The organism is Phocaeicola sartorii JCM 17136 = DSM 21941 (assembly GCF_054653615.1).
Genome location: NZ_BAAIFW010000005.1, coordinates 3,231,821 through 3,257,034 on the forward strand (window position 1 = coordinate 3,231,821; position 25,214 = coordinate 3,257,034).

Annotated in this window: 21 protein-coding genes; 8 read left to right on the forward strand and 13 right to left on the reverse strand. The window is 41.7% G+C overall.

From position 1 onward, the window contains the following. Positions 1-11: 11 nt before the first annotated feature. Positions 12-1,952, reverse strand: a complete 1,941-nt coding sequence (locus tag ACYQ0C_RS13800) for a glycogen debranching enzyme N-terminal domain-containing protein (protein WP_016276022.1) — start codon at positions 1,950-1,952, stop codon at positions 12-14. A 180-nt stretch (positions 1,953-2,132) separates the two neighbouring features. On the opposite strand from ACYQ0C_RS13800, the gene ACYQ0C_RS13805 reads away from it, so the two are divergent. Beyond that, positions 2,133-2,801 carry a rhomboid family intramembrane serine protease gene (locus ACYQ0C_RS13805; RefSeq protein WP_025076618.1) on the forward strand — a complete coding sequence of 223 codons (669 nt, stop codon included), beginning with the start codon at positions 2,133-2,135 and terminating at the stop codon, positions 2,799-2,801. A gap of 145 nt (positions 2,802-2,946) precedes the next feature. Here ACYQ0C_RS13805 and ACYQ0C_RS13810 read toward each other — a convergent pair whose 3' ends face one another. From ACYQ0C_RS13810 to ACYQ0C_RS13825, 4 genes are all read right to left on the reverse strand, one after another. After that, positions 2,947-3,543 carry a DUF4923 family protein gene (locus tag ACYQ0C_RS13810; protein ID WP_016276020.1) on the reverse strand — a complete coding sequence of 199 codons (597 nt, stop codon included), beginning with the start codon at positions 3,541-3,543 and terminating at the stop codon, positions 2,947-2,949. 244 nt (positions 3,544-3,787) lie between these two features. Then, the gene (locus ACYQ0C_RS13815) at positions 3,788-5,359 is read right to left on the reverse strand and encodes a RagB/SusD family nutrient uptake outer membrane protein (protein WP_016276019.1); all 1,572 of its coding nucleotides are present in this window, start codon (positions 5,357-5,359) and stop codon (positions 3,788-3,790) included. 69 nt (positions 5,360-5,428) lie between these two features. After that, a complete protein-coding gene (locus tag ACYQ0C_RS13820) occupies positions 5,429-8,470 on the reverse strand; it encodes a SusC/RagA family TonB-linked outer membrane protein (RefSeq protein WP_016276018.1) in 3,042 nt (1,013 codons plus the stop codon). Positions 8,471-8,542: 72 nt separating this feature from the next. Next, on the reverse strand, positions 8,543-9,319 hold the full coding sequence (locus ACYQ0C_RS13825; protein ID WP_016276017.1) for a glycoside hydrolase family 16 protein: 777 nt from the start codon (positions 9,317-9,319) through the stop codon (positions 8,543-8,545). 240 nt (positions 9,320-9,559) lie between these two features. On the opposite strand from ACYQ0C_RS13825, the gene ACYQ0C_RS13830 reads away from it, so the two are divergent. Beyond that, the gene (locus ACYQ0C_RS13830; RefSeq protein ID WP_016276016.1) at positions 9,560-12,433 is read left to right on the forward strand and encodes a two-component regulator propeller domain-containing protein; all 2,874 of its coding nucleotides are present in this window, start codon (positions 9,560-9,562) and stop codon (positions 12,431-12,433) included. A gap of 60 nt (positions 12,434-12,493) precedes the next feature. On the opposite strand, the gene nadC is transcribed toward ACYQ0C_RS13830, so the two are convergent. After that, positions 12,494-13,345: a carboxylating nicotinate-nucleotide diphosphorylase gene (gene nadC / locus ACYQ0C_RS13835; RefSeq protein ID WP_016276015.1), complete on the reverse strand. Its 852-nt coding sequence runs from the start codon at positions 13,343-13,345 to the stop codon at positions 12,494-12,496. Positions 13,346-13,425: 80 nt separating this feature from the next. Here nadC and rlmH point away from each other — a divergent pair, with 80 nt between their 5' ends. Beyond that, a complete protein-coding gene (gene rlmH / locus ACYQ0C_RS13840) occupies positions 13,426-13,899 on the forward strand; it encodes a 23S rRNA (pseudouridine(1915)-N(3))-methyltransferase RlmH (protein WP_011965575.1) in 474 nt (157 codons plus the stop codon). Between the two features lie 77 nt (positions 13,900-13,976). Here rlmH and ACYQ0C_RS13845 read toward each other — a convergent pair whose 3' ends face one another. Further along, positions 13,977-14,987, reverse strand: coding sequence for an endonuclease/exonuclease/phosphatase family protein (locus ACYQ0C_RS13845; protein ID WP_016276014.1), 1,011 nt, complete (start codon positions 14,985-14,987; stop codon positions 13,977-13,979). 5 nt (positions 14,988-14,992) lie between these two features. Further along, positions 14,993-16,450 carry an aminoacyl-histidine dipeptidase gene (locus ACYQ0C_RS13850; protein WP_016276013.1) on the reverse strand — a complete coding sequence of 486 codons (1,458 nt, stop codon included), beginning with the start codon at positions 16,448-16,450 and terminating at the stop codon, positions 14,993-14,995. A gap of 224 nt (positions 16,451-16,674) precedes the next feature. Between ACYQ0C_RS13850 and ACYQ0C_RS13855 the strand changes: the two genes are divergently transcribed. The 4 genes from ACYQ0C_RS13855 to trxA (ACYQ0C_RS13870) all read left to right on the forward strand — a co-directional run bounded on the left by ACYQ0C_RS13855 (position 16,675) and on the right by trxA (ACYQ0C_RS13870) (position 18,422). Then, entirely contained in the window at positions 16,675-16,896 is a 222-nt protein-coding gene (locus tag ACYQ0C_RS13855; RefSeq protein WP_016276012.1) for a hypothetical protein, read from the forward strand. A gap of 31 nt (positions 16,897-16,927) precedes the next feature. Next, positions 16,928-17,542 carry an OmpH family outer membrane protein gene (locus ACYQ0C_RS13860; RefSeq protein ID WP_016276011.1) on the forward strand — a complete coding sequence of 205 codons (615 nt, stop codon included), beginning with the start codon at positions 16,928-16,930 and terminating at the stop codon, positions 17,540-17,542. A gap of 121 nt (positions 17,543-17,663) precedes the next feature. After that, positions 17,664-17,960, forward strand: coding sequence for a thioredoxin (trxA, locus tag ACYQ0C_RS13865; RefSeq protein ID WP_016276009.1), 297 nt, complete (start codon positions 17,664-17,666; stop codon positions 17,958-17,960). Positions 17,961-17,963: 3 nt separating this feature from the next. After that, positions 17,964-18,422: a thioredoxin gene (gene trxA / locus ACYQ0C_RS13870; protein WP_016276008.1), complete on the forward strand. Its 459-nt coding sequence runs from the start codon at positions 17,964-17,966 to the stop codon at positions 18,420-18,422. Between the two features lie 101 nt (positions 18,423-18,523). On the opposite strand, the gene ACYQ0C_RS13875 is transcribed toward trxA (ACYQ0C_RS13870), so the two are convergent. Further along, positions 18,524-19,075, reverse strand: a complete 552-nt coding sequence (locus tag ACYQ0C_RS13875) for an NADH peroxidase (protein ID WP_016276007.1) — start codon at positions 19,073-19,075, stop codon at positions 18,524-18,526. A gap of 76 nt (positions 19,076-19,151) precedes the next feature. Then, positions 19,152-19,562, reverse strand: a complete 411-nt coding sequence (locus ACYQ0C_RS13880; RefSeq protein WP_016276006.1) for a Fur family transcriptional regulator — start codon at positions 19,560-19,562, stop codon at positions 19,152-19,154. A gap of 167 nt (positions 19,563-19,729) precedes the next feature. Between ACYQ0C_RS13880 and ACYQ0C_RS13885 the strand changes: the two genes are divergently transcribed. Further along, complete coding sequence (locus tag ACYQ0C_RS13885) at positions 19,730-21,655, forward strand: NAD(+) synthase (protein ID WP_025076615.1); 1,926 nt, start codon at positions 19,730-19,732, stop codon at positions 21,653-21,655. An 89-nt stretch (positions 21,656-21,744) separates the two neighbouring features. Here the strand turns inward: ACYQ0C_RS13885 and hisB are convergent, their stop codons facing one another. The 3 genes from hisB to hisD are packed head-to-tail and all read right to left on the reverse strand — an operon-like array spanning position 21,745 to position 25,190. Then, a complete protein-coding gene (hisB, locus tag ACYQ0C_RS13890; protein ID WP_016276004.1) occupies positions 21,745-22,863 on the reverse strand; it encodes a bifunctional histidinol-phosphatase/imidazoleglycerol-phosphate dehydratase HisB in 1,119 nt (372 codons plus the stop codon). A 3-nt stretch (positions 22,864-22,866) separates the two neighbouring features. Continuing rightward, positions 22,867-23,907, reverse strand: a complete 1,041-nt coding sequence (gene hisC / locus ACYQ0C_RS13895; protein ID WP_016276003.1) for a histidinol-phosphate transaminase — start codon at positions 23,905-23,907, stop codon at positions 22,867-22,869. Positions 23,908-23,909: 2 nt separating this feature from the next. Then, positions 23,910-25,190, reverse strand: coding sequence for a histidinol dehydrogenase (hisD, locus tag ACYQ0C_RS13900; protein ID WP_016276002.1), 1,281 nt, complete (start codon positions 25,188-25,190; stop codon positions 23,910-23,912). Positions 25,191-25,214 lie beyond the last annotated feature (24 nt).

Below are 25,214 nucleotides of genomic sequence, written 5' to 3' on the forward strand. Positions count from 1 at the left end.
GGTCCCTCCTTTCAATAATTGTATTTACTCAATAAATATAACACCCGCAATATCTCTGCCACATTCATAGCGAATGATACAGCTCCACGACCTTTGAAAGGCGGGTTACCATCAAATAGTTCAGGTATAGAGCCAATACAATGAGAAGTCATTTCGTCTTCGTAGCCTATCAGCTGACGTTCTACAAATCCTACACCACTCATCTTATAAATACGGAGGTAAGCCTCGAAATAGAAGCCTGCCAGCCAAGGCCATGCGGTACCTTGATGATATGCATAATCACGCTGCATCTGAGGGCCTACATAGTTCGGATTATAACCACCGCTCTTCGGGCTGAGCGAACGGAGTCCTTTCGGTGTAAGCAGTTCTTTAGTCACAATGTCCAGCACCCCTTTCTTCTGACGAGTATCAAGCGGAGAATAGTCGAATGCGACAGTAAATATCATGTTCGGACGCACGCTCCAGTCCATCATATTGCCATCCACATAATCCAATAGATAACCATACTCATTCAAGAAAGTATCCACAAATGACTTTCCAGCCTTTTCGGCCAATACATTCAACGCATCAGCCAAATTATTGTTTCCACCCTCGCCCAACAAATCACCGGTAAAGCGCAATGCATTATACCACAAGGCATTGATTTCTACAATATAGCCTGTACGAGGAATCACGGGACGTCCGTTTACGGTAGAATTCATCCATGTGATAGCCTTCTCTGTTCCGTTGGCATAAAGCAGACCGTTAGAGTGCAAGAAAAGATTCGGATGATTCTCCCGGCGAAGATACTCCATCATGTCCTGCAGCAATGTACCATATTTCTCACGGCACTGGTCACGCGACACCATCTTGGCATATTGCTGAATACACCACACCGCCCAAAGCAAGACGTCAGGATGCTCCATTTCGTACACTTTAACATCATCAGGCTCATCATTGATAAAGTCATGGATCGCCTTACGGGCCGTTTCCATCACCATCTCAAACTTGGCCACTTCATCAATCGCCAATGTCAGTCCCGGTAAAGAAATGAACATATCGCGGGCACGGCATTTAAACCACGGATATCCTGCCAGGATATAAGATTCATTTCCCTGTTTATTCAGAAACTGATGGGCAGCATTTATCAGACAGTGCTGGAAATTATCACGCGGAGTACGTTCTTCCACCTCCTCTTCAAAAGTTTTCTTCAATGTACGGGTAGTGGACTCGGACACACCTCCTGAGAAGACGATGCTTTCGCCTTTCTTTATGTCCACCTCAAAATAACCCGGAACGTACAAATCTTCATTAAAATCATAACCTCTTTCCTGCTCTTTGGGATATTCAATACCCCGGTACCAATCCGGCTGATAGTGGAATTCATTCTTCTTGTTCAATTGCATATATAATTCGGGATAGCCCGGATACATACATGTCTTGATTCCATTATCCACTTCCTGATAGTCGCGGCTGGCTTGTGCATTTTCATGAGTGTACTGACGTACGCTGCGGAAAGCCAAAAACGGACGCAAACGCAACGTAGTGGCTGAATGTGCCTCCAGCAAAGTATAACGGATTAAAATTCTATTTTCATGATGAACGAAAAGCTTTTCCTTCTTCAAGACCACACCACCTACCCTATATATGGTAGTAGGAACTTTCTCACACTCGAATTCACGGATATACTTGTGTCCCCTGGGGCTGTAGTTGTCGCCCTGATACTTATGAAGCCCCAGATTGAATTCAGCTCCGTGTTGTATCACTGTCTCATCCAACGACGATAACAATACATGGTTTTCATCATCCAGCTCAGGTACCGGAATAACGAGCAATCCATGATATTTTCTCGTATTGCAGTCAACAATGGTTGTACAATGGTAGGCCCCTGAACGGTTTGTGCGGAGAATTTCTTTCGGCAATGATTCCCCGAGGTTCGTCATAAGAGTCTTGTCAAATCGTAAGTAACTCATAGTTGTTATTTTAAGGTTATAAATCAAATTTCCATTTCAATTTATGTCACATATTATTTTTGTATGCAACGCTCAAAATTAGTAATTAAATGAATAAAGCAAAATTAAATAGCAAAATATTTTTCTTTTTTCGCTCAAATATCCGTAGTATTGCACAGAAATCAGCATAATTATGACAAAATGAAACTTGAAATTCAAAAAATTCTATTGGCTTTTGCTCTTCCGTTATTACTTCTTTTCATTCTGTACACCCTGCGTACTATGGAAAGTGTCATGAATTGGGATTTTATCACCTGGGGCATATATCCTAGAGAAACCAAAGGAATAATGGGGATTTTCACTTCTCCGTTGATACACGCCGATTGGGGACATTTATTTGCGAACACTCTTCCTCTTCTTTTTTTATTATGGTGTCTGCTCTACTTTTATCGTGATTTGGGCATTGGTATACTTTTTTTCATCTGGATAGTCAGTGGAATACTTACATTTATAATAGGCAAGCCGGGATGGCATATAGGTGCCAGCAGTATAATTTATTCACTCGCCTTTTTTCTGTTCTTCAGTGGTATTCTCCGCAAACATGTCCCTTTAGTAGCCCTGTCGTTGCTTGTCACCTTTCTATATGGCAGTCTGGTATGGAACATGTTCCCGCAATTCGCCTCCTCCACCACTTCTTGGGAGGGACACTTAGGGGGCACTGCGGCCGGAATAGCCGCAGCCATATTGTTCAGACACAAAGGCCCCCAACAACCGGAACTTTTCATTGACGAGGAAGAGGAAGACAACAGGAGTCATCCGGAAGACGAAGAAGTTATTACGAATCCGGACCAAGAAAAAAAGAATTACTAAATCAATCTTTCCGCCACCATGGAGTTCAAAAGACCGGAAGGGCTGGCTGACGACACACCTTCTTTATCTTTAAGCATCAGTTTCAATCATGACTTGTTAATCAATCTATAAAACACCTGCTCCCCTGTCTTTAATAAAAAGACATTCACTTTTTCAATTCAAATCCTAACATTAGCCCGTCATAAGCTTCAGCCACACTGTTGAGAGTGGCAGCCGTGGAATTTACTTTGGAAGCCGCTCCTGTAATCACCTTTAGAATGGACATCAACTTATCGGCATTGAATACAAGACTCATACTGTTGCCTGTCACTGTCACATAAGCTACCGTCTGTATGCCCAACTTGCTTTTCATAGTAATCGTCTTAGCTTCATCATCAAAAACGTAAGTGCCATTTACCGTACGTTTTTTTAATATATATGAATAAGTGCCATCCTCCTTGAAAGTGTACTTAATGCCAGTCAAACCTGTCTTATCATATACAGTCTGTAGTTTTTCTTCCACTTCCTTGGCTGCCACCTCTCCACCAGCCTTTGCCAGCAACTTATCACTCGCGAACTGACATTCGGGAGCCTGATAAGACCACGTACCCACAATAGAACGAGCCGTAGTAGCCTTGTCACCAATTACCGCCTTTGCCACTCCTGTCAGTATAGACTTCAAATCCTGCGCCTCAACATGGACAGAACACATACACAACAACAAAACGACTCCCCACCATTTAAAAACATTCTTTTTCTTCATATACTTATGTTATTACTTATAATATTCAGTGACAAAGATAAAACAAAGAGATGAAAAGAGAAATAACACCACTTCGTAATTTAACAAAATATGCCACATTATGAAATAAAACATATATAACAGCATACAAACGACAAAGGACAAGTTGCAGCCTTATCAGCCACATACTTGCCCTTCAAGAAAATACCTTTTTACAATCTCTTACCTCATCACAGTTATATTGAAAATAACAAATCAACCATTCTTACTTCCATTCACTATGTTGCTCCAACATCGGATTCGTGTCTATTTCACCTTGCGGAATAGGCCAGACCAGATCTTGCGCACCACGAAGGTTGCCTCGCGGAACTACTCCGAAGCCATAGAACGACTGATCTTTCTGCATACGTTTTTGAGCACTTTCAAACTCGCCCCAACGGTAAAGATCAGCAAAGCGTAAATCTTCAAAAGCCAGTTCCACACGGCGTTCGTGACGCACAATAGCGCGCAATTCTTCTTTATTCAAATTAGTTCCTTCCACTGCTTCTACCGCCGGCATACCGACGCGAGCACGAACTTCATTGATAGGTCCTGTCACTTCCGCCTGTGGATAGCCACCTTTCTCAATCATAGCTTCAGCAAGTGACAAAAGCACTTCTGCATAACGGATTACATAGAAATCAAGACTACCGTCATATTCATTGGCCGTATCTTCCGGAGTGTACCATTTACGAATACAACAGGTAGAACTTGCCGGCAAATTATTAGTATACAACTTTCCGTTCCATTCCATGCCCGGCAACATCAATGTGCCTTTCATACGAGGATCACGATTCTCATAACGTCCCATATCCGGATTAGCCTTCGTGTGAGCTCCTTGAGCAAGATTTCCCTTAAATAAAGGTGATTTGTCGATAGGCAGCCCATCTATACAGTAAAAATCATCACACAAGTTCATAGAACCTTCAATAGCATTCATCGGAGCAGACCAACAAACCCCAAAGCAGCTTCCTTCACCCAATCCCGGACCTTTAAAATGAACACTCAGTAACACTTCCTCAGCCGTTTCATTTTGCTCTTTAAACAAATCAGCATAATTGGCAGCATAATCAGTTCCATCGCCCGACTTAAACAGCTGTACTTTTCCTATTACATTTTTATAAGCAGCTATCGCCTCGTCCCAACGTTGATTAAAAAGAGCGATTCGTCCCATAATGGCATAACCCGCCTCTTGGGACATACGTCCCTTTTGAGCCTTCCCTATAACCGGTATTTTAGGAATCCAAGTCTTCAGATCCTCCAACAAAGACGAAACAATCTCACTACGTTCCGTTTTAGGAGCCTGTGCTTCGGCCAAGGTTAAAGGTCTCGTCAAATAGGGAACATCGCGGAACACGGAAGTCAGATTACAATACATCAAAGCCCGCAGTGCTATGGCTTCCGCCTTGTATGCATCTATCTTTTCTGCCTCCATCGGAATACGCTCCACATTCTCCACCAACATGTTGCAACGCTTAATTACCTCATAATTGGCATTCCAATACATAGAGAAACATTCATCAGTAGTAGAAGACGCACATTTCGAAATAGAACTTCCCAGCATCCAGTCACCCCATGTGTGGTCTCCATTGTCCGTACTGGTTTCACGTCCCAAAAATCCAAACTTCCAGCCATCAATGTTGTCGTCATATAAATTCTGGCTCTGCATGGCATCATAACAGGCTGTCAAAGCCATCAATGCATCCGATTCGGTCTGCCAATAAGTGGTCTGAGAAGGCTGATTCGGAGAATCCGTCTGCAAAAAACTATCTGAGCATGCACTGGTAACCAATAACATTCCAGAAAAAAATAAAACTCTGCATATATTTTTTGTATTCTTTACCATAATGTATATCCTCCTTATAATTTAGAATTGAATATTTAACCCAAATGAATAAGTGCGCATGTTGGGATGTACGTCGTTTCTGGCATCACCTGATGTTTTTTCCGGATCCCAGTTTTTCAAAGACGTAAATGTCAAAAGATTACTTCCGGCAAAATAGACACGGATACTGGAAACACCCACTTTGGCAAGCCCCGGCTGACGGAATGTATAGCCGAACTCCAAGTTCTTTAAGCGCAAGTAACTGGAATTCTCCAACCAGAATGAGGAATAGGAATCATTCATCGTATTGCCTAATGCCGGCATGGAAGCATTTACATTGTCGGCAGAATAACGATCCAGCCAGCGTTCGGTTAAGTTACCACGGATATCGGTAGAAGTCTCCCAACTGTAACGGTAAATACCTCCTACTCCCTGCCAAAAAGTAGACAAGTCAAAGTTCTTCCAAGAAGCCCCCAAGTTGAAACTATAAGAGTATTTAGGAAAAGGATTACCTATAATGTCACGGTCATCTGCAGTTATGTTTCCGTCATCATTTAAATCAGCATACATGATATCGCCCAATTTGGGAGCCACACCATTTTGTTTAATGACTTCCCCTTTTGAATTAGTACGCTGTAGATCAGCCTCTGTACGGTAAATACCAATTGCTTTATATCCAAAATAAGCGCCGATAGGATTACCAATACGATTGATTGTTTGCCCGCTTATTGTTTCTTCCAGACCGCCCATCTCCAGAATTTCATTCTTCACGTGTGACAGGTTGAACCCTGCATTCCAAGCCCAGTCGCCTTTACTATCCGAGTAATTCACATTCCACTCCCAACCACGGTTGCGGACAGCACCCACATTCTGATAAGGAGCATTAAGAGAGCCCAAGAATATGCCCGGCATAGCTAACTGCATCAAGATATCAGAAGTTTTCTTATCAAACCATTCAAAAGTAGTCTGTATTCTATTATTAAAAAATCCAAGGTCAAGGGCCACATTGATAGAACGAGTCGTTTCCCATTTGATGTTTTCATTCGGGACAGAAGTCTGTACCATACCGGCCTGTTTGTCTCCATTCTGGTCGAAGAAATAATTTCCGCTTGCACCCAAAGTAGCCGCATAAGCATAATTACCGATTTCCTGATTACCCAGCTTACCCCATGACAGACGTAACTTTCCAAGGGAGAAGTTTTTATAGTCTTTCATAAACTCTTCATTCGAGAACACCCATCCTCCTGATACGGAAGGGAATGTAGCGTAACGGTTGGCTTTAGGCATACGTGACGAGCCATCGTGGCGAACATTGAACTCAAACAAATAACGGTCGTCGTAACTATAATTCACACGGCCAAAAAATGACTGGAGTTTATATTCTTCCGAATTGCCTTTTGCCCCCGGATTAATTGTTCCTCCATCAAGCTCATAAATATTTTCTGTAGGAAACCCTTGTATGGAAGCAGTTGTTCTATAAAAGCGCGAACCAATGACAGAGTGTCCCAGCAGCACACTAACATTATGCTTGTCAAATTGCTTGTTATAAGTCAACAAGTTCTCATTTGTCCATGTCGCATTGCGGTACCAATAATCCTCCTCCTTATTCGTTTCTCCCGCTGCTTTTCTAATATTTCCTTCTGCATCATAACGGGCTGGAGATTTGGGAGAGTAAGATTTCGTTGCATTCAAATCAAAAGCATAAGCAAAACTGGTCTGGAACTTCAATCCGTCCCACAAATCAATGCCGGCAAACGCCTTACCGTTAAAACGCCAATACTCGTTGCTGCGATGCCCTAAAGACATTGACTCTACGGGATTCTTCATCAGTTCGGCACTCAATGACGAACCATCTACATAACCGTAATGCCCGTTAGAATACATCACCGGCACAGTAGGACGAGTGAACCAAGATACATAACGCATGATTCCGCCTTCACCGGAAGGTGCTACAGCAGGTGCGGTCACATTATTCTTATTACCGGATAAGTTCAATCCAAAAGTAAAACGTTTGTAACGAGTATCAATATTCGAACGGAATGAAAAACGTTCCACTCCTGTCTTCATCATGATACCATCCTGATTGGAATAGGCCACCGAAGTCATAAAATGGGTATTCTCATTACCTCCTGATACAGACAGATGATGCTGATGCATACTAGCATTGCGCAATACTGCGTCCAGCCAATTGGTATTTGCATAATGATCCGGATCGGATCCGTCTTTCAACTTTTGCAAAGCTTCCGGTGAGAACGTTCCGGAATTCACTTCATTCTTCATCAAAGCCCAATTATAACTATCCACATAGTCGGGAACAATACCAGGTGTCTGCAAAGTATAACTACCTGAGTACGAAACCTTCACCTTGCTTGATGCTTGTCCCCGCTTGGTAGTGATCAAAATAACGCCATTGGCAGCACGTACACCGTAAATAGCTGCCGATGCCGCATCTTTCAGTACAGAAATGCTCTCAATATCGGCAGAAGGTATCTCTGCTATTTGTGAAATACTACCTTCCACCCCGTCAATCAACACCATCGGATTATTATTACCAAAGGTACCAATACCACGGATTCTGATTTCCGGGTTATCATTACCGGCTTGCGCACCGTTTTGAGTCAGTACCAACCCCGGCAGTCGCCCCTGCAACAAAGTAGTTGTATTGGCCACCGGAATATCCTGAATATCTTTTGCCGATACGGAAGCGACAGATCCTGTTAAATTCACTTTCTTCTGAGTAGCGTATCCTACCACCACTACCTCGTCCAGCTTTTTAGAGTCTTCTTCCAAAATAATTTTAAAATCATTTTTATTTCCTACCGGCAGGATCACATCTTTGTATCCCAAAAAGCTAATCACCAAAGACTGGGAAGGTTGCACCTTCAACTGAAAAGCACCGTCCATATCTGTTACCACTCCCTGCATAGTACCCTGCACCACTACACTGGCTCCTATAATAGATTCACCGGATGAATCATACACCCTACCTGTCACCGTACGCTCCTGTGCATATGCCATAAAAGAAAACAGCATCAGGACGCCCGCTAAAAACACGCGAAATAATTTTTGCCTTTGTCTTTTCATAATTTCAAATTTAATTGAGTTAATAGGTTATTTATCACTAATATCATCATAATTACAAATACCAGAATTACTTCATTTCCATTGATAATGACGTACCCAGTCCACTTCCATCTCCACAGGTAAATCCGTAGAATCCACAGGTCCTACCCAAGTACCTCCTAATTGCATATCAATCAGTAAATATTGAGGAATATCAAAAGGGAACTGCCCTTCTTGCTCTGTTTCGATACGAGGATAAACGAAATGCCGTTTTCCGTTCACATGAAACACCAAACTGTCCGGCCAGAAATCCACCCCATATATATTAAAGTCCTCAGGATTGATAGACGTAGTGCTTCCATGTTTCGGATTATTCTCTATTCCCAATGTATAAGTATAGTGTGAATGCACGGTTTGATAAACAATGGAATCATTGTTCAGGCGTTCCATAATATCTACCTCCCCTCCCATAGGCCAATCATATTTATCGGTTTCATAAGGCAAAGTCCATATAGCCGGCCATGCCCCTTTCGCCCCATGCAATCTGGCCTTCACTTCAATACGTCCCCGATGAAAAGCGTGCTTGTCTTTTGTCCACAATCCCCCAGTCAGATACTTCGCCGTATCTACATCCATATTATCATTCACAATTCCCTTTAATATTAAAAGGCCGTTACGCATTTCATAACAACGGTCATCGAACGACTGAGTATTTTGCCAATCAGGTTTGCCGCGAGGTATGCGGCTCCATATTGTGGTATCGGGCTCCGCACCATCAAAGTTATCCTCCCACACTAATTCCCACTTTGGCGTATGGGTACAAGCAAACATACCACATACAGACAATAATAAAAGTATAACATTTTTCATACTACATTAATTTTGGTTCACAAAACTTATTTCAAAAATTTAACTGCACAAACTTAATCTATTTACCAACTGGAAAGGTCAAAAATTGTATAAATCAAGTCCAATCCTGTCTAACAAGGAACTATTTCTCAATTTTTTGATAAAAAACATCTTATTTTCTTATTGCTTCATACTGAAAAAACAACCTCCCAATTCTTATCAAAAGAAAAAAAATGTATTTTTGCAGAAAATAAAATTACAATGTATCGGACCTTAATTATCATTTTATGCTTATGGACAGAAACAAAACTGTTCTCCTCCGAACACAATGTCCATTATTCATTCACCCAGCTCTCCATAGAGCAAGGACTTTCTCAATCTACCGCCCAATCCATTCTGTTAGACCATAAAGGTACTTTATGGATAGGAACTCAAAATGGATTGAACAGTTATACTCAAGAAGGAATAAAAACCTACCAGCATTATTCGGACGATCCCCATTCTCTGCCTAGCAATTATATCAATCATCTGACCGAAGATTCATTAGGAAACCTTTGGATAGCAACTCCAAAAGGGTTAGCCCTCTATGATGACGAACAAGACCGATTCACAACCGCCATCCCCCAAGCTATCTATTCTTCTATCAAAATAGAAGGCGGAATATGGTTTGGCAGTGAAAATACCATTTACTGCTACGATTATCACAGCAGAAAGGCAAAGACCATTCACCTTAAACAAAAAGGGAAAGAAAACATCAACGCGGTAGATTATAGAATTCAAAAAATGGTCTATCTCGATAAAAGCAATATTTTAGTAGGTACCCGAAAAAAAGGAATCTACTTATATAACCGTCAAACCCAACAATTCAGTCTTTTTATTCCAAGCAGCTCCAACCTGCTGACATCGTTATATACAACCCTTGACCAGCATATCTACACATCCTTTTACGGATCTGGACTTTATTGCTATGACTCAACTGGAAAAATCCAAAAACACTATACTCAGACAAATTCCGGATTAAACAACAATTATATTTTAGATATAACAGAACACAACGGCAAGCTATGGTTGGCAACAGACGGAAGCGGTATCAACCTGTTTGATCCCCATACTCAACAATTCTCACAACTTCAACACATAGTGGGAGACTATTCTTCACTGCCGGTCAACTCCATTACCTTGCTCTACAAAGACCAAGAAGAAAACCTATGGGCAGGAAGCGTACGAGGAGGCATATTCTGTATTAAAGAAACATACATCAAGACATATAAAGATGCCGTCTTAAACCATCCCAGCGGACTCAGCGAAAAATCAATCATCAGCCTTTACGAAGAGAAGAGCGGAAAAGTCTGGATTGGAACCGATGGAGGAGGTATCAATCTATACGACCCGTCTACTGACAAATTTACTCATTTCCCCTCAACCTACGGAGATAAAGTGATCTCCATTGCTGAAATATCCGAATCCGAATTAATGGTTTCCTTATATACCAAAGGCATCTTTCTGTTCAATAAAAAGACACAGCAATATCGTCCTTTCACCATTATAGATAAAGAAACCAACTATAAAGAATGTTTTTATGGTCATCTTCCTCTAGCCAATCAGGTGGCAGACAACAAAATATACATAATCAGCCGTAATGCCTATGCATACAATACACATAACCATACATTTTCAAAGATGCAAACAGACCGTCACTACGACTTCTCTAATAATGCACTTTGTCTATCATACTCCAATGACAAATTCTCTCTCTTAAAATACGCTCACCAAGCTTTTTGGGTAGATCAGCAAAATGACAGCATCCGATTACTATTCGAGTTGGAAAAAAATGAGACCATCACTTCCATGTCTTACGACAACAATCATATAATATGGACCGGTACCGACAAAGGACTTGGATTCTTCGATCTGAAAAGCCGGAAATACCACCGCATACGTACCAAGCTATTCAACAGCATATCCTTCCTCATAGCCGATGGAAAAGGGCGTCTATGGATTTGTGCGCAAAATCAGCTATACTCTTATATCATCAAAGAAAACAGATTTACTATATGGAACAGTTCTGACGGTTTCCCATCCAACGAAATTTTATTCGCATACCAAAAACAATCTAATAAAAATCACATCTATCTAGGTGGATCTGAAGGATTGGTTAAAATCAACACAAACATTCCCGATACTGATACCCAGATGCCAGAAATATACCTGTCCGACATTCTTCTTAACGGCAGCCCTTGCTTAAAGAACATCAAAGAGAATACGATAAAAGTACCCTGGAACTACAATTCTCTTTCCCTCCACCTTCGAATAAAGAACAGAGACATATTCCAAAAATACCTGCTTCAATACATAATTGAAAGCAGAAGCAAACAATTGATTGAAACTTACGATCCTACACTTAATTTATCCTCTCTATCCGCAGGTAACTACACAATATGGGTTTCTTGCAATACCAAAAACGGAAATCATACCCCTCCCCAAAAATTGATAAACATAATCGTTACTCCTCCTTGGTATAAAACCAACTGGTTCATCGGCATAGCAGCTATCCTGTTTATAATTGCCACAGCCGGCATAGGCTACATTTATTACCAACGAAAAGAACAACACATGAAAGGCAACATGAACCATTTCCTGCAAGCCATATTAAACGACATTTTAAAGAATAAAGAAGAAAAAATACCCATCGAAGAAAATATTCCCACAACGGCATCATCATCCAATATGCCGATAAAAGAAACAAATGAAAAAAGCACAGAAACAGAACAGACTCAAAGGAAGAACAGTAAAGAAGATGAAGAGTTCATCGCCAGACTCAATATGCTTATTAATGAAAATATGGCCGGAGAGGAACTTTCCATTAAATTTCTGACAGACAAAATGGCTATGAGCAGAGCGTCTTTATATAATAAGGTAAAACTCCTAACCGGATTGGGCGTCAATGACTATATCAATAAACTACGCATAGAGAAGTCGGTTTATCTGCTTACAAATACCAATATGAATATCAACGAAATATCCTACGAGGTAGGTTTTTCTTATCCGAGATATTTCAGCACCTCCTTTAAACAAGTAAAAGGAATGACGCCTACCCGGTTCAAAGAAGAAAATAAAAGAAACGAATGCCAATAACACAAGTGACACGAATAGATTTTAACTCTATTCGTGTCACTTGCATCGTTCACATTTCTCTTAACAAGCCTTGAAGCTCATATCCATTCCTTTTACAGAATGAGTCAACGCACCAAAAGAAATGAAATCCACTCCTGCCTGTGCATAAGGTAACATGGTGTCGTAAGTAATACCACCGGAAGACTCGGTTTCACAACGGCCACCTACAATTTCTACCGCTTTACGAGTATCCTCGGGTGTAAAATTATCAAACATAATACGATCCACTCCTTCTGCCAACGCCTGATTCAATTCGTCAAAGTTACGCACTTCCAGTTCGATCTTCAAATCCTTTCCCTTTGCCTTGCAATACTCTTTGGCACGAGATACTGCATTGTGTATGCCTCCTGCAAAGTCCACATGATTATCTTTCAACAAAATCATATCAAACAAACCAATACGGTGATTGCATCCTCCTCCGATCTTGACAGCCATCTTCTCCATGATACGCATACCCGGGGTTGTCTTGCGGGTATCAAGCACACGGGTTTTCGTACCTTCCAGTTTCTTCACATATTTATTGGTCATAGTAGCAATGCCACTCATACGCTGCATGATATTCAGCATCAAGCGTTCTGTCTGAAGAAGTGACTGAACCTTACCTTCCACCACCATGGCCACATCACCCGGTTTCACGTGAGTCCCATCTTGAATAAACACCTCCACCTTCATCGTGGGGTCAAAACGGCGAAATACTTCTTTAGCCACTTCAATGCCCGCTAAAATACCTTCTTCCTTAATCAACAACTTTGATTTTCCCATTGCATCTGCGGGAATACATGACAAGGTCGTATGATCCCCATCACCTATATCTTCAGCAAAAGACAGGTCTATCAGTCTGTCTATTAAGTCTTTCACTACTAATTCGTCCATAATGTTATCGTTTTTTTATGAATTGATAGGCAAAGGTAGAGATTTTCCGTATTTTTGCAAAGTAAACCAGAAAAGAACGTATGAAATTTACATTATTAGTAGTAGGACGCACTGTCGAAAAACATTATATCACCGCTATCAATGATTACGTGGAACGTACCAAGCACTTCATTTCTTTCGATATGGAAGTCATCCCCGAACTCAAGAACACCAAAAACCTGAGCATGGAGCAACAAAAAGAGAAGGAAGGAGAATTAATTCTGAAAGCTTTGCTGCCGGGCGATGTCGTGGTCTTATTGGATGAACATGGGAAAGAATTCCGTTCCGTAGAATTTGCCAACTGGATAGAACGTAAAATGCACACTGTAAACAAACGGTTAGTATTTATCATTGGGGGACCATACGGATTTGCGCCCAAAATATATGATGCAGCCCAAGAAAAGATCTCATTATCCAAGATGACCTTCTCACATCAAATGATACGCCTTATTTTCGTAGAACAGCTATACCGGGCTATGACTATATTGAATAACGGTCCTTATCATCATGAATAGGAATATATAGTGATTAGTGATTAATACCTGCAGCATAATAGCGCAGCCCATTCATCACTAACCACTAATCCCTCTCCCTATTTTCCGATTTCAAAGTCCACACATACCGGCAAATGGTCGCTATAACCACCATGATATTTCTTTCCCCAGTAAGTACGTGATGGGATATCCCCACCATATTTTTCATCTTCTTCCAACAGGAACGGATATTTTAAAATCTGCGCCTTGTCGTATGAAGTGCGCATACCCTCGTGTCCCTGCAACAGGAATCCGGAAACAATCAGCTGATCAAGCACGCCCCATTCACCGCGATAACGGTAAGTACCTTCCTTTCGTCCGTCCATCAGATTATACAGTTTTTTAGCCTGCACCTCACCTTTCGGAGCCACAGCACCCAACACTTTAGCTATTGAATTATTAGTGGGATAGTCATTAAAATCACCCATTATCACCACATTGGGATGCTGGCGAAGATTCATGATAGAATCCACCGCCATATTCAATATCTGTGCAGTGAAAAGACGATATGGCTCACTCTTTTCCTCACCGCCGGAACGGGAAGGCATGTGACATACAAACACATCCAATGTATCACCGGAAACCACCTGCCCCATCACATGAAGAATATCACGCGTAGGACGGCGTTCTATTTCCTTATAAGGAACAGGAATACAGTTTTGTCCTAACAACTTAAAAGTACCCCGCTGATAAAGCAACGCCACGTCAATGCCACGCTCATCGGGAGAATCAGTCATGACATAACGGTAACCGGCCTCACGTAAAGGTGAATTTTCCGTCAAATCTTTCAGGCAATGGTCATTTTCCACTTCACAAAGTCCCACCAAGTCGGGAACATTTTCCTCACCAGTGGCAATAATAACTTTGGCTATCTTAGCCAGTTTATCATAATAACGCGCATACGTCCATCCTTTCGGAGCATCCGGTAAAAATTCATAATCATTTTTCAACGTGTCGTGCTGACAGTCGAACAAGTTCTCTACATTGTAGAACATTATCCGGAACGGTTCCTGTGCATACGTCACCCCAACCAGGCAGCACAAACAAAGGAATAGGATTGTTTTCTTCATATAACTTATTTTGTCGGTATATTAACCAATACATCCAGCAAATGACGCCAGAATTTATCCACTGTTGGAATCAACATACGTTCATCGGGTGAATGGACACCACGCAAAGTAGGTCCAAAAGAAACCATATCCAGTGACGGATATTTTTCAAGGAACAAACCACACTCCAATCCTGCATGAATCGCTTTTACTTTAGGTTCCACGCCAAAAAGTTTTTTATAGCTATCTACCGCAACTTTCAAAACAGGAGAAGCCGGATTCGGTTTCCACCCTGGATAACCGTCACCTGTCGTTACTTCAGCACCTCCCAACAGAAAAGCAGAGCGAATCATCTCGGACATATCCTTGCGTGATGAAAGAATGGAACTGCGCTGGCTAGTCACTATTTTAATCTTGTTTCCCTCTACCTGTTTGATAGAAGCCAGATTGGATGAAGTCTCCACCAGTCCCGGAATATCCTGGCTCATGGCATACACCCCGTTGTGCACAGCGTAAACCGCTCTCAGAAAATGCCTGGCGGTAGCCATATCTATCGCTTCCTTGCAAGGGGATTCAGAAGAGAGTTCAGTTCTCAAGTTTGGTTCTGTCACAGCATATTCATTCTCCAGTTCAGCAGTATAGATATTCAAATCCACACGAACCGATTCCTTATCATGCATAGGTACCGCACACAAAGCCTGTGCCTCACGAGGTATGGCATTATGCAGATTACCACCATCAATCTCACATAAATATAAAGTATATTTAGAAGCCAGCTGAGTCAGGAAACGATTCAACAGCTTATTGGCATTCGCTCTACCTTTATTAATATCATCACCGGAGTGACCACCTGTCAGTCCCTTGACCGCTACACGGAAATAAAAATAATCCTGTGGAGCAGCAACAGGCTGATAAGTAAATTCGGCTGTAGTGTTTGCGCCACCGGCACAGCCGATAAACAATTCTCCTTCATCTTCCGAGTCCAGATTAATCAGAATATCACCAGTCATAAACCCTGGCTTCAATGCAAAAGCACCTGTCAATCCGGTCTCTTCATCCACGGTGAAAAGACACTCTAACGGACCATGCTCTATGTCAGTAGCAGCCAATATAGCCAGTTCTGTCGCCACACCGATACCATTATCAGCCCCCAATGTAGTACCTTTGGCTCTCAGCCATTCACCGTCCACGACTGTTTCAATAGGATCAATCAGAAAATCATGTTCCACATCACTGTTTTTTTCACAAACCATATCTATATGAGACTGTAAAATCACAGTTTTCAAATTCTCCTTACCTGGAGTAGCAGGCTTTTTAATCAATACATTACCGGCTTCGTCTGTCGTAGTTTCCAAGCCATGTTCTTCACCGAATGCTTTCAAATAAGCAATTATTTTCTCCTCTCTTTTCGAGGGACGGGGTACCTGACATATCTCTTCAAAATAATGAAAGACAGATGCCGGCTTTAAATCCTTTTTATTCATAATCATGTTGTTGTTTAGGCAAATTCAGCTCTTGAATCTGCAAAAATTAGTTAAATAACTCTTTCAAACAGCATACTTCCTCTTTTTTAATGGGAAAAGAGAAAGCTAAATCATTGCAAAATTCTATATTTGCTCCGCAAAATTAGTCTGTAAACACGAAATGCTTCAATAAATTTGGCATTTCCCTTACCTTACACTAACTTTGCACCACAAAAATAATAGAAATGCTTGATACTATCCTTATAACTGTGTTAATAGTTGCTATCTGTATAGCATTATTATCTATCGGAATCTTTCTGAAAGGAAAGTTTCCCAATACACATGTGAGCGGTAACAAGGCACTCCGCAAAAAAGGAGTGGGATGTGTGCAATCACAAGATCGTGAAGCGCGCAAGCCTAATAAAAACGCCATAGCCGAAGTTGAAAAGCCAAACAAAAACGGATAATAATTAATAAAAACAATACGTGAAAAAGATTATGAAAAGAACAAATTTCATCCTGAATGGATTTCTAGCACTGGCCATCGTGTTAGTGTTTGCACAATGTAGCGACAACAGCAACAACGCTGCAACTTCCTCCGCTGCTCCGGCAGCCGGTGTTGCTGGTTCTTCAAACATGAAAATAGCATACGTGGAAATCGATTCACTGTTGACTAAGTACAATTTTTGGAATGACTTAAACGAAGTGATGATACAAAAAGAAGAAAATATCCGCACTACTTTGAATGAAAAAGCGAAGAAGCTGGATGCTGACGCTAAAGAATTCCAACGCAAACTGGAAAATAACGGCTTCGCCACACGTGAACGCGCTGAACAGGAACAGATGAGACTGATGAAACAACAACAAGAATTGCAAGCACTGCAACAGAAACTAAGCGACGAGCTGGCTTCTGAAAATCAAAAGAACAGCTTACAGTTGCGCGATTCCATCAACTCATTCCTAAAAATCTACAATCAGAACAAAGGATATGATCTGATTATCAGCAATACAGGATTTGACAACTTGTTATACGCTAATCCGGCATACAACATCACACAGGAAATCATTGACGGGCTGAACGCACGTTATACTCCCTCTTCTGTAAAGAAATAACAGTCATCAACCTTATGATATGCAAAGCCGAAACAGTTTACACTGTTTCGGCTTCATTTTTTAAACAAAAACCACTCTATAAGCGTTTTTACTATAATAAAAATAACGAAAGGAGAACATTATGGAAAGATTTGAAGATTTAATCACCTCAAACATCCCTGTATTAGTCGATTTTTTTGCTGAATGGTGCGGGCCTTGCAAAGCCATGAAGCCTATTCTGGAAGAACTAAAAGGAATAAAAGGTGAAAAAGTAAGAATTGTCAAAGTAGATGTGGACAAGCATAAAGAAATTGCCGCATACTATCAGATTCAATCGGTTCCCACACTGATGATTTTTAAGGATGGCAAACAGTTGTGGCGGCAAAGTGGTGTGATGCGTGCCAATGATTTAAGCACGATCCTATCCCAATATGAGTAAAACATGAAGAAAGCAATAACATGCCTTCTATTAGCTGCCGGATTAACGGGACATCTCAGCGCCCAAATTCCTGTCCAGAGTCAGTCAGATAAAAATTCAGGAAAAGTCATCCGAATGGACAAACAAATGTTCCTGGATAACATATTTGACTATACCTCCGGTTCCACTGACTGGAAATACAAAGGGGAAAAACCGGCAGTTATTGATTTCTACGCCACATGGTGCGGCCCTTGCCGTATGGTTGCCCCTCTGCTAAAAAGTCTGGCCAAAGAATATCAAGACCAAATCATAGTTTACAAAGTAGATACAGACAAACAAAAAGAATTATCTGCCGACATGGGGATACAATCACTGCCTACCATCATTTTTATCCCCAAGACAGGCCAGCCACAGATCATTGTAGGGGCAGCCAATAAAGCTACTTTCAGGAAAGCGATTGAAGAAGTACTACTGAAAGAATGAGAAACAAGCCCCATATATCTCTAAATATAACTAAGAAAAAGAGAGTGCCGCAATAATAATTGCAACACCCTCTCTCCATTTATACTACAACAAATCGTATATTATTTTTTGAAATATCTGTTGTACAAACCTTCAAAGCCTTTACCGTGACGAGCTTCGTCCTTAGCCATTTCGTGAACTGTATCGTGAATAGCATCCAAGTTCAAAGCCTTTGCACGAGTAGCAATGCGTTTCTTATCGGCACAAGCACCTGACTCAGCATTCATTCTCTTTTCCAGGTTAGTCTTTGTATCCCATACACAGTCACCCAGCAACTCAGCAAATTTAGCAGCATGTTCTGCTTCCTCCCAAGCATAACGTTTGAAAGCTTCAGCAACTTCAGGATAGCCTTCACGGTCTGCCTGACGGCTCATAGCCAGATACATACCCACTTCTGTACATTCACCCATGAAATGGTTGTTCAAATCCTTAATCATTTCTTCGTCGCAACCTTTTGCTACGCCGATAACGTGTTCGTCAACAAATTCCAAGCCACCTTCAGTTTCTACCATTTCGTTGAACTTAGAAGCAGGAGCTTTACACAACGGACATTTTTCAGGAGCTGCATCACCTTCATGAATATAACCACAAACTGTACAAATAAACTTTTTCATAATTCCTTTTTTTATTAGTTAGTCAATATTTTATTTATTAGTTAATCATTTACTCTCTATCCCTCCAACTTCTTTCTTAGCCTTCTTTAGCACAAGCAGGACATATACCTTTATAATATTGATGAATTTCATCCACCTTGAATCCATTCATATCAATCTGCTCTACTTGCTTCACTTTGTTACTGTATGGCAAATCGAATATCTTACCACATTTCTTGCAAAGGAAATGAGCATGCAGGGAAGTATCACCATCGAAACATGCATTCTTTTCATCAATTGTAAGCATTAAAGCTGCTCCATGCTCGACAAAGAGCTTCAGTGTATTATACACTGTAGTCTTGGACAAAGTTGGAATGTCCTTACATAGTGCCAAATAAATCTCATCAATAGAAGGATGAGTTTTGTGTGCCAATAAATAATCCATAATAGCTATACGCTGTACGGAAGGCTTAATGTTATAACTGATAAGATAATCGTAACTCTTCATATATTCCCTTTTTGTAACTATTACAATTTTATTTCACGTGCAAAGATAGATAGTTCTTTGCAACAAACAAATAATTCACGCACTTTTTTTTATTTTTTTTATTTAGGAGCACAAATCAAGAAAGAATGATTAATTTTGCAACTATATATAATAATGGAAGGTATAATATGAAATACGGTTTTGTAAGAGTGGCGGCTGCCATTCCGGTAGTGAAAGTGGCCGACTGCAAATTTAACGCACAACAGATTGAGACCCAAATTGCCATAGCAGACGGGAAAGGGGTACAAATCATCATTTTTCCCGAACTAAGTATCACAGGATATACTTGCGCTGATTTGTTCGGTCAGTCTTTGCTACTGGAAGAAGCAGAAATGGCTTTAATGCAGATAATGAATAACACCCGGCAAATGGATATCATTTCTATTGTAGGAATGCCCGTCGTTATGAATTCCACATTGCTGAACAGTGCCGTAGTTTTCCAAAAAGGAAAAATACTGGGCATTGTTCCCAAAACATATTTACCTAATTATAAAGAGTTCTATGAACAACGCTGGTTTACCTCTGCTCTAAACCACCCAGATGGTAATGTACGCCTCTGCGGACAAAATGTACCGGTCAGTGCCAACCTGCTTTTCGACACTCCGGAAACTTGCTTTGGCATTGAAATCTGCGAAGATATGTGGGCACCCATTCCGCCCAGTTCTGCATTAACACTGAAAGGAGCGGAAATCATCTTCAACATGTCTGCCGACAATGAAGGAATAGGCAAGCATAATTATGTCCGTTCATTAGTCAGTCAACAATCAGCACGCTGTCTGGCAGGGTATGTATTCAGCTCATCCGGTTTCGGTGAATCCACCACAGACGTTGTTTTTGCAGGCAACGGACTGATATATGAAAACGGCACATTACTTGCCGAATCTGAACGTTTCTCACTCAAGGAACAATTGGTCATCAGTGAAATAGACGTGGAGCGTCTTCGTGGCGAACGGTTGACCAACACCACTTTTGCCGCCAATATCGGCAACTGCCCGGGACGTCCCGCCATCCATATCAGTACAGAATTTGTCAACACACGCGATCTTAGTCTGACGCGCAGTATAGAAGCCCATCCTTTTGTTCCCCAAGGCAAAGAATTGGATGAGCGTTGTGAAGAAATCTTCGCTATCCAAATAGCAGGACTTGCCAAACGTCTGGTACACACTCACTGCAAGACTGTAGTAGTAGGCATTTCCGGCGGACTGGATTCCACCTTGGCACTTTTGGTCTGCGCCAAGACTTTCGATAAATTAGATCTGCCACGAAAAGGCATCATCGGCATCACCATGCCTGGTTTTGGCACTACCGACCGTACTTATAACAATGCTCTCCATCTGATGGCTTCACTAGGTGTCACCATTAAAGAAATCAGCATAAAGGAATCGTGCATCCAACACTTTAACGATATTGACCACGACATGACCGTACACGATGTGACTTACGAAAACAGTCAGGCACGCGAACGGACTCAAATTCTGATGGATGTCGCCAACCAACTGGGCGGTCTTGTCATTGGTACGGGAGACCTTTCAGAACTTGCCCTAGGCTGGGCTACCTACAATGGAGATCACATGTCCATGTACGGAGTCAATGGAAGTATTCCCAAAACATTGGTCAAATATCTGATAAACTGGGTGGCTTTGAATGACATGGATAATGAATCACGTATCACTCTGCTCGATATTGTAGACACTCCTATCAGCCCCGAACTGATTCCTGCTGATGAAAACGGCAACATCAAACAAAAGACTGAAGATTTGGTAGGGCCATACGAACTGCATGACTTCTTCCTGTATCAATTCCTGCGTTTCGGGTTTCGTCCCGCCAAGATATTCTTCCTGGCAAGTATCGCTTTTCGTGATATCTATGATGAGGAAACAATCAAAAAATGGCTTACTACATTCTGCCGCCGTTTCTTTCAACAACAATTCAAACGCTCCTGTCTGCCCGATGGTCCCAAAGTGGGGTCTGTATCACTCAGTCCCCGAGGCGACTGGCGTATGCCGAGCGACGCCAGTGCAGTTTCATGGCTGAAAGAATGCGAAGAGCTATAAGCCATAAAAAAAAGTAACTTAACTTCAAAGGCAAAGTAACTTAACTTACTTGCCCAACTAAGTTAAGTTACTTTGCCTTTGAAGCTAACTTAAATACACCCTTTGCTTGAAGGCACCTCAAAATGATAAATATCCCTTCGGACAGCCATTTTCATAGCACGAGCCAAAGCTTTGAATATTCCTTCTATCTTATGATGCTCATTCTGTCCTTCTGCCTTGATATTTAAGTTCATACGAGCAGCATCGCTCATTGATTTAAAGAAATGAAGAAACATCTCGGTAGGCATCTCCCCTATTTTCTCCCGATGAAACTCAGCATCCCATACCAGCCATGCACGACCACCAAAGTCCAAAGCCACCTGACAAAGGCAATCATCCATGGGCAGGCAATACCCATAACGCTCAATGCCACGCTTGCTGCCCAATGCCTGATAAATACATTCACCTAAAGCGATAGCTGTATCTTCAATAGTATGATGTTCGTCCACTTCCAGATCCCCCTTTACTTGGATGGTAAGATCAATACCTCCATGTTTTCCTATCTGCTCCAGCATGTGGTCAAAAAAGCCAAGCCCTGTAGAGATATCACATTTCCCACTTCCATCCAAATTCAGGCTTACATAAATATCTGTCTCTTTAGTGGTGCGGCGGACTTCTGCCATACGTTCTCCAGCAAAAAGGAATTCGGCTACCTTATCCCAATCTGTAGTTGCCAGTACACAATAGGATTCCAGCTTCTTTTCTTTCAGGATATCCATATTATCTTGCAGCAAGATAGCCTTACAGCCCATATTCTTAGCCAGTTCCACATCTGTAGCACGGTCACCAATAACAAAACTGTTAGCCAAATCATAATCACCGGTAAGATATTTTCCCATCATTCCTGTTCCAGGCTTACGGGTAGGCACATGGTCTTCCGGAAAACTGCGGTCTATCAAGATATCATCAAAAGTGATGCCTTCCCCCTCCAATGTCTTCAACACCAGGTTGTGCACCGGCCAAAAGGTATCCTCAGGAAAAGAAGAAGTACCGAGGCCGTCTTGATTGGTAACCATCACAAATTCAAAGTCGAGTTTGCTACGGATAAATCCCAGATTACGGAATACCTTAGGATAAAACTCCAATTTATGGAAAGAATCCAATTGATAATCCACCGGTGGCTCGATGACCAACGTACCGTCACGATCTATAAATAACGCCTTCTTCATACTTCAACATTCATAATTTTTCAATGCCTCCAACAACATGTCATTCTCCGGACGTGTGCCAATAGTCACACGCAAACAATCACGGCATAAAGAAATATTGGTACGGTTACGCACTATGATACCTTTGCCTACCAGATAATTATATATTTTCTTGGCATCTGTCACTTTAGCTAGAAAGAAATTAGCATCCGTAGGATAGATTTTCTCACAACAAGGCAGTTCTACAAATTCATTGACCAAACGCGTCCGTTCTTCCAATAACGACTTTACCCAACGTTCCACCTCATAATGCCGGTGCAACATCGTAACCGCCTCTTTCTGTGTCAGCAGATTCACATTATACGGATATTTAATCTTACTGAAAATAGAGATGATTTCTTTAGACGCAAAGGCCATGCCCAAACGGATGGCAGCACATCCCCATGCCTTTGAAAAAGTCTGAAAGACAATCAAGTTAGGATATTTATCCAAATCGGCAAGGAAAGACGGAGCATCAGAAAAATCGGAATAAGCCTCGTCTATAATCACCAGTCCCTGGAAAGCATCCAGTAATTTTTCCATTTCCCTACGCTCCAGGTTATTACCGGTAGGGTTATTGGGCGAACAAAGAAAAATCAGTTTGGTGTGATCGTCCGTTGCCGCCAATAGTTTATCGGCACTGAACTGATAGTTTTCATCCAATAGCACCTTGCGATATTCTACATCATTGACATCGGCACATACCTGATACATACCGTATGTAGGGTCAATAGCCACTACATTATCCACTCCCGGAATACAGAACGCGCGATATACCAAATCAATAGCCTCATCACTGCCGTTCCCCAAAAAGATCGTATCGGGATCTACCTTTTTGATAGGAGCAATCATATTCTTCAGTTCCCGCTGCATAGGATCAGGATAACGGTTATTAGGCGTATTGTACGGATTCTCGTTGGCATCCAGAAAGACAGATGCTTCCGCTCCATTATATTCGTCACGTGCCGATGAATAAGGTTTCAAAGCCCAAATATTCGGTCGTGTCAATTCTTTCAAATCTTTCATCTTTATACTGTTTTTAATCTTACGGTTACTGCATTCTTATGCGCACCCAGTTGTTCATTAGCTGCCATCACCTCAATAGCAGGACCGATATTCTGAATCCCCTCGCCGTTAATCTCCTGAAAAGTGATTTTACGAATAAAACTATCCAGACTCACCCCACTATACGCTTTGGCGTAACCATTGGTAGGTAAAGTATGATTGGTTCCGGATGCATAATCACCGGCACTCTCCGGAGTAAGTGAACCTAGAAATACAGATCCGGCATTGACAATACGCTCCGCCTGTTCCATATAATCCTTGGTCTCGATAATCAAATGCTCGGGAGCATATTCATTCGTCAAGTCAATTGCCTCATCCATATCCCTCACTAGAATCAATTTGCTGTTTGCCAACGACTTTTCAGCTATTTCCCATCTGGGAAGCAAAGCCAACTGGCGTTGCACCTCATACTCCACCTCCTTCATTAATTTCTCAGAAGTAGTTATCAGCATGGCCTGACTATCGACTCCGTGCTCCGCCTGTGAAAGCAAATCGGCTGCCACAAACACAGGATTAGCCGTCTCATCGGCCAGCACTTCGACTTCGGAAGGACCGGCAGGCATATCTATCGCAACATCACGCAAAGAAACTTGCTGTTTGGCAGCCGTTACATATTGGTTACCCGGACCGAAAATTTTATAAACTTTAGGCACACTTTCCGTCCCGTATGCCATGGCAGCGATAGCTTGCACCCCTCCTGCTTTGAATATCTTATTTACCCCGGCCAATTTTGCCGCATACAAGATAGCAGGATGAACCTTTCCTTCTTTATCAGGAGGAGTGCAAAGTACAATTTCCTTGCATCCGGCAATCTGTGCCGGAGTAGCCAACATCAATACGGTAGAAAATAAAGGCGCCGTGCCTCCGGGAATATACAAGCCCACCTTTTCAATAGCAACCGCCTTCTGCCAACAAGTTACCCCGGGTACGGTCTGCACCTTTTTCCCTTCAAACCGCTGAGAACGATGAAAAGTATGAATATTTTTCTGTGCCAGCATGATAGCTGCCTTCAATTCAATAGGCACCCCCTTTTCAGCTTCGGCAATCTCCGCTTCAGTAACTCTCAGTGAATCCAGTTTCACCTTGTCAAAACGCTCTTCATACTCCATCACCGCCTTATCCCCTTCTGTTTTCACCCTATCCAGCACTTCTTTTACTGTTTCGCGCAACATGTCCGTATTCAATGCCGGACGACGGAGAATTTCCGGCCAGTCTTTCTTTTCGGGATATATTATTTTCTTCATACATGTATTCTTTTATAAATGAAC

Excerpts from the sequence above, each read along its gene's own strand:
- ACYQ0C_RS13800 (WP_016276022.1), bottom strand. The coding sequence starts at position 1,952 with ATGAGTTACTTACGATTTGACAAGACTCTTATGACGAACCTCGGGGAA.
- ACYQ0C_RS13805 (WP_025076618.1), top strand. The coding sequence starts at position 2,133 with ATGAAACTTGAAATTCAAAAAATTCTATTGGCTTTTGCTCTTCCGTTA.
- ACYQ0C_RS13810 (WP_016276020.1), bottom strand. The coding sequence starts at position 3,543 with ATGAAGAAAAAGAATGTTTTTAAATGGTGGGGAGTCGTTTTGTTGTTG.
- ACYQ0C_RS13815 (WP_016276019.1), bottom strand. The coding sequence starts at position 5,359 with ATGTTATTGGTTACCAGTGCATGCTCAGATAGTTTTTTGCAGACGGAT.
- ACYQ0C_RS13820 (WP_016276018.1), bottom strand. The coding sequence starts at position 8,470 with ATGAAAAGACAAAGGCAAAAATTATTTCGCGTGTTTTTAGCGGGCGTC.
- ACYQ0C_RS13825 (WP_016276017.1), bottom strand. The coding sequence starts at position 9,319 with ATGAAAAATGTTATACTTTTATTATTGTCTGTATGTGGTATGTTTGCT.
- ACYQ0C_RS13830 (WP_016276016.1), top strand. The coding sequence starts at position 9,560 with ATGTATCGGACCTTAATTATCATTTTATGCTTATGGACAGAAACAAAA.
- nadC (WP_016276015.1), bottom strand. The coding sequence starts at position 13,345 with ATGGACGAATTAGTAGTGAAAGACTTAATAGACAGACTGATAGACCTG.
- rlmH (WP_011965575.1), top strand. The coding sequence starts at position 13,426 with ATGAAATTTACATTATTAGTAGTAGGACGCACTGTCGAAAAACATTAT.
- ACYQ0C_RS13845 (WP_016276014.1), bottom strand. The coding sequence starts at position 14,987 with ATGAAGAAAACAATCCTATTCCTTTGTTTGTGCTGCCTGGTTGGGGTG.
- ACYQ0C_RS13850 (WP_016276013.1), bottom strand. The coding sequence starts at position 16,450 with ATGAATAAAAAGGATTTAAAGCCGGCATCTGTCTTTCATTATTTTGAA.
- ACYQ0C_RS13855 (WP_016276012.1), top strand. The coding sequence starts at position 16,675 with ATGCTTGATACTATCCTTATAACTGTGTTAATAGTTGCTATCTGTATA.
- ACYQ0C_RS13860 (WP_016276011.1), top strand. The coding sequence starts at position 16,928 with ATGAAAAGAACAAATTTCATCCTGAATGGATTTCTAGCACTGGCCATC.
- trxA (WP_016276009.1), top strand. The coding sequence starts at position 17,664 with ATGGAAAGATTTGAAGATTTAATCACCTCAAACATCCCTGTATTAGTC.
- trxA (WP_016276008.1), top strand. The coding sequence starts at position 17,964 with ATGAAGAAAGCAATAACATGCCTTCTATTAGCTGCCGGATTAACGGGA.
- ACYQ0C_RS13875 (WP_016276007.1), bottom strand. The coding sequence starts at position 19,075 with ATGAAAAAGTTTATTTGTACAGTTTGTGGTTATATTCATGAAGGTGAT.
- ACYQ0C_RS13880 (WP_016276006.1), bottom strand. The coding sequence starts at position 19,562 with ATGAAGAGTTACGATTATCTTATCAGTTATAACATTAAGCCTTCCGTA.
- ACYQ0C_RS13885 (WP_025076615.1), top strand. The coding sequence starts at position 19,730 with ATGAAATACGGTTTTGTAAGAGTGGCGGCTGCCATTCCGGTAGTGAAA.
- hisB (WP_016276004.1), bottom strand. The coding sequence starts at position 22,863 with ATGAAGAAGGCGTTATTTATAGATCGTGACGGTACGTTGGTCATCGAG.
- hisC (WP_016276003.1), bottom strand. The coding sequence starts at position 23,907 with ATGAAAGATTTGAAAGAATTGACACGACCGAATATTTGGGCTTTGAAA.
- hisD (WP_016276002.1), bottom strand. The coding sequence starts at position 25,190 with ATGAAGAAAATAATATATCCCGAAAAGAAAGACTGGCCGGAAATTCTC.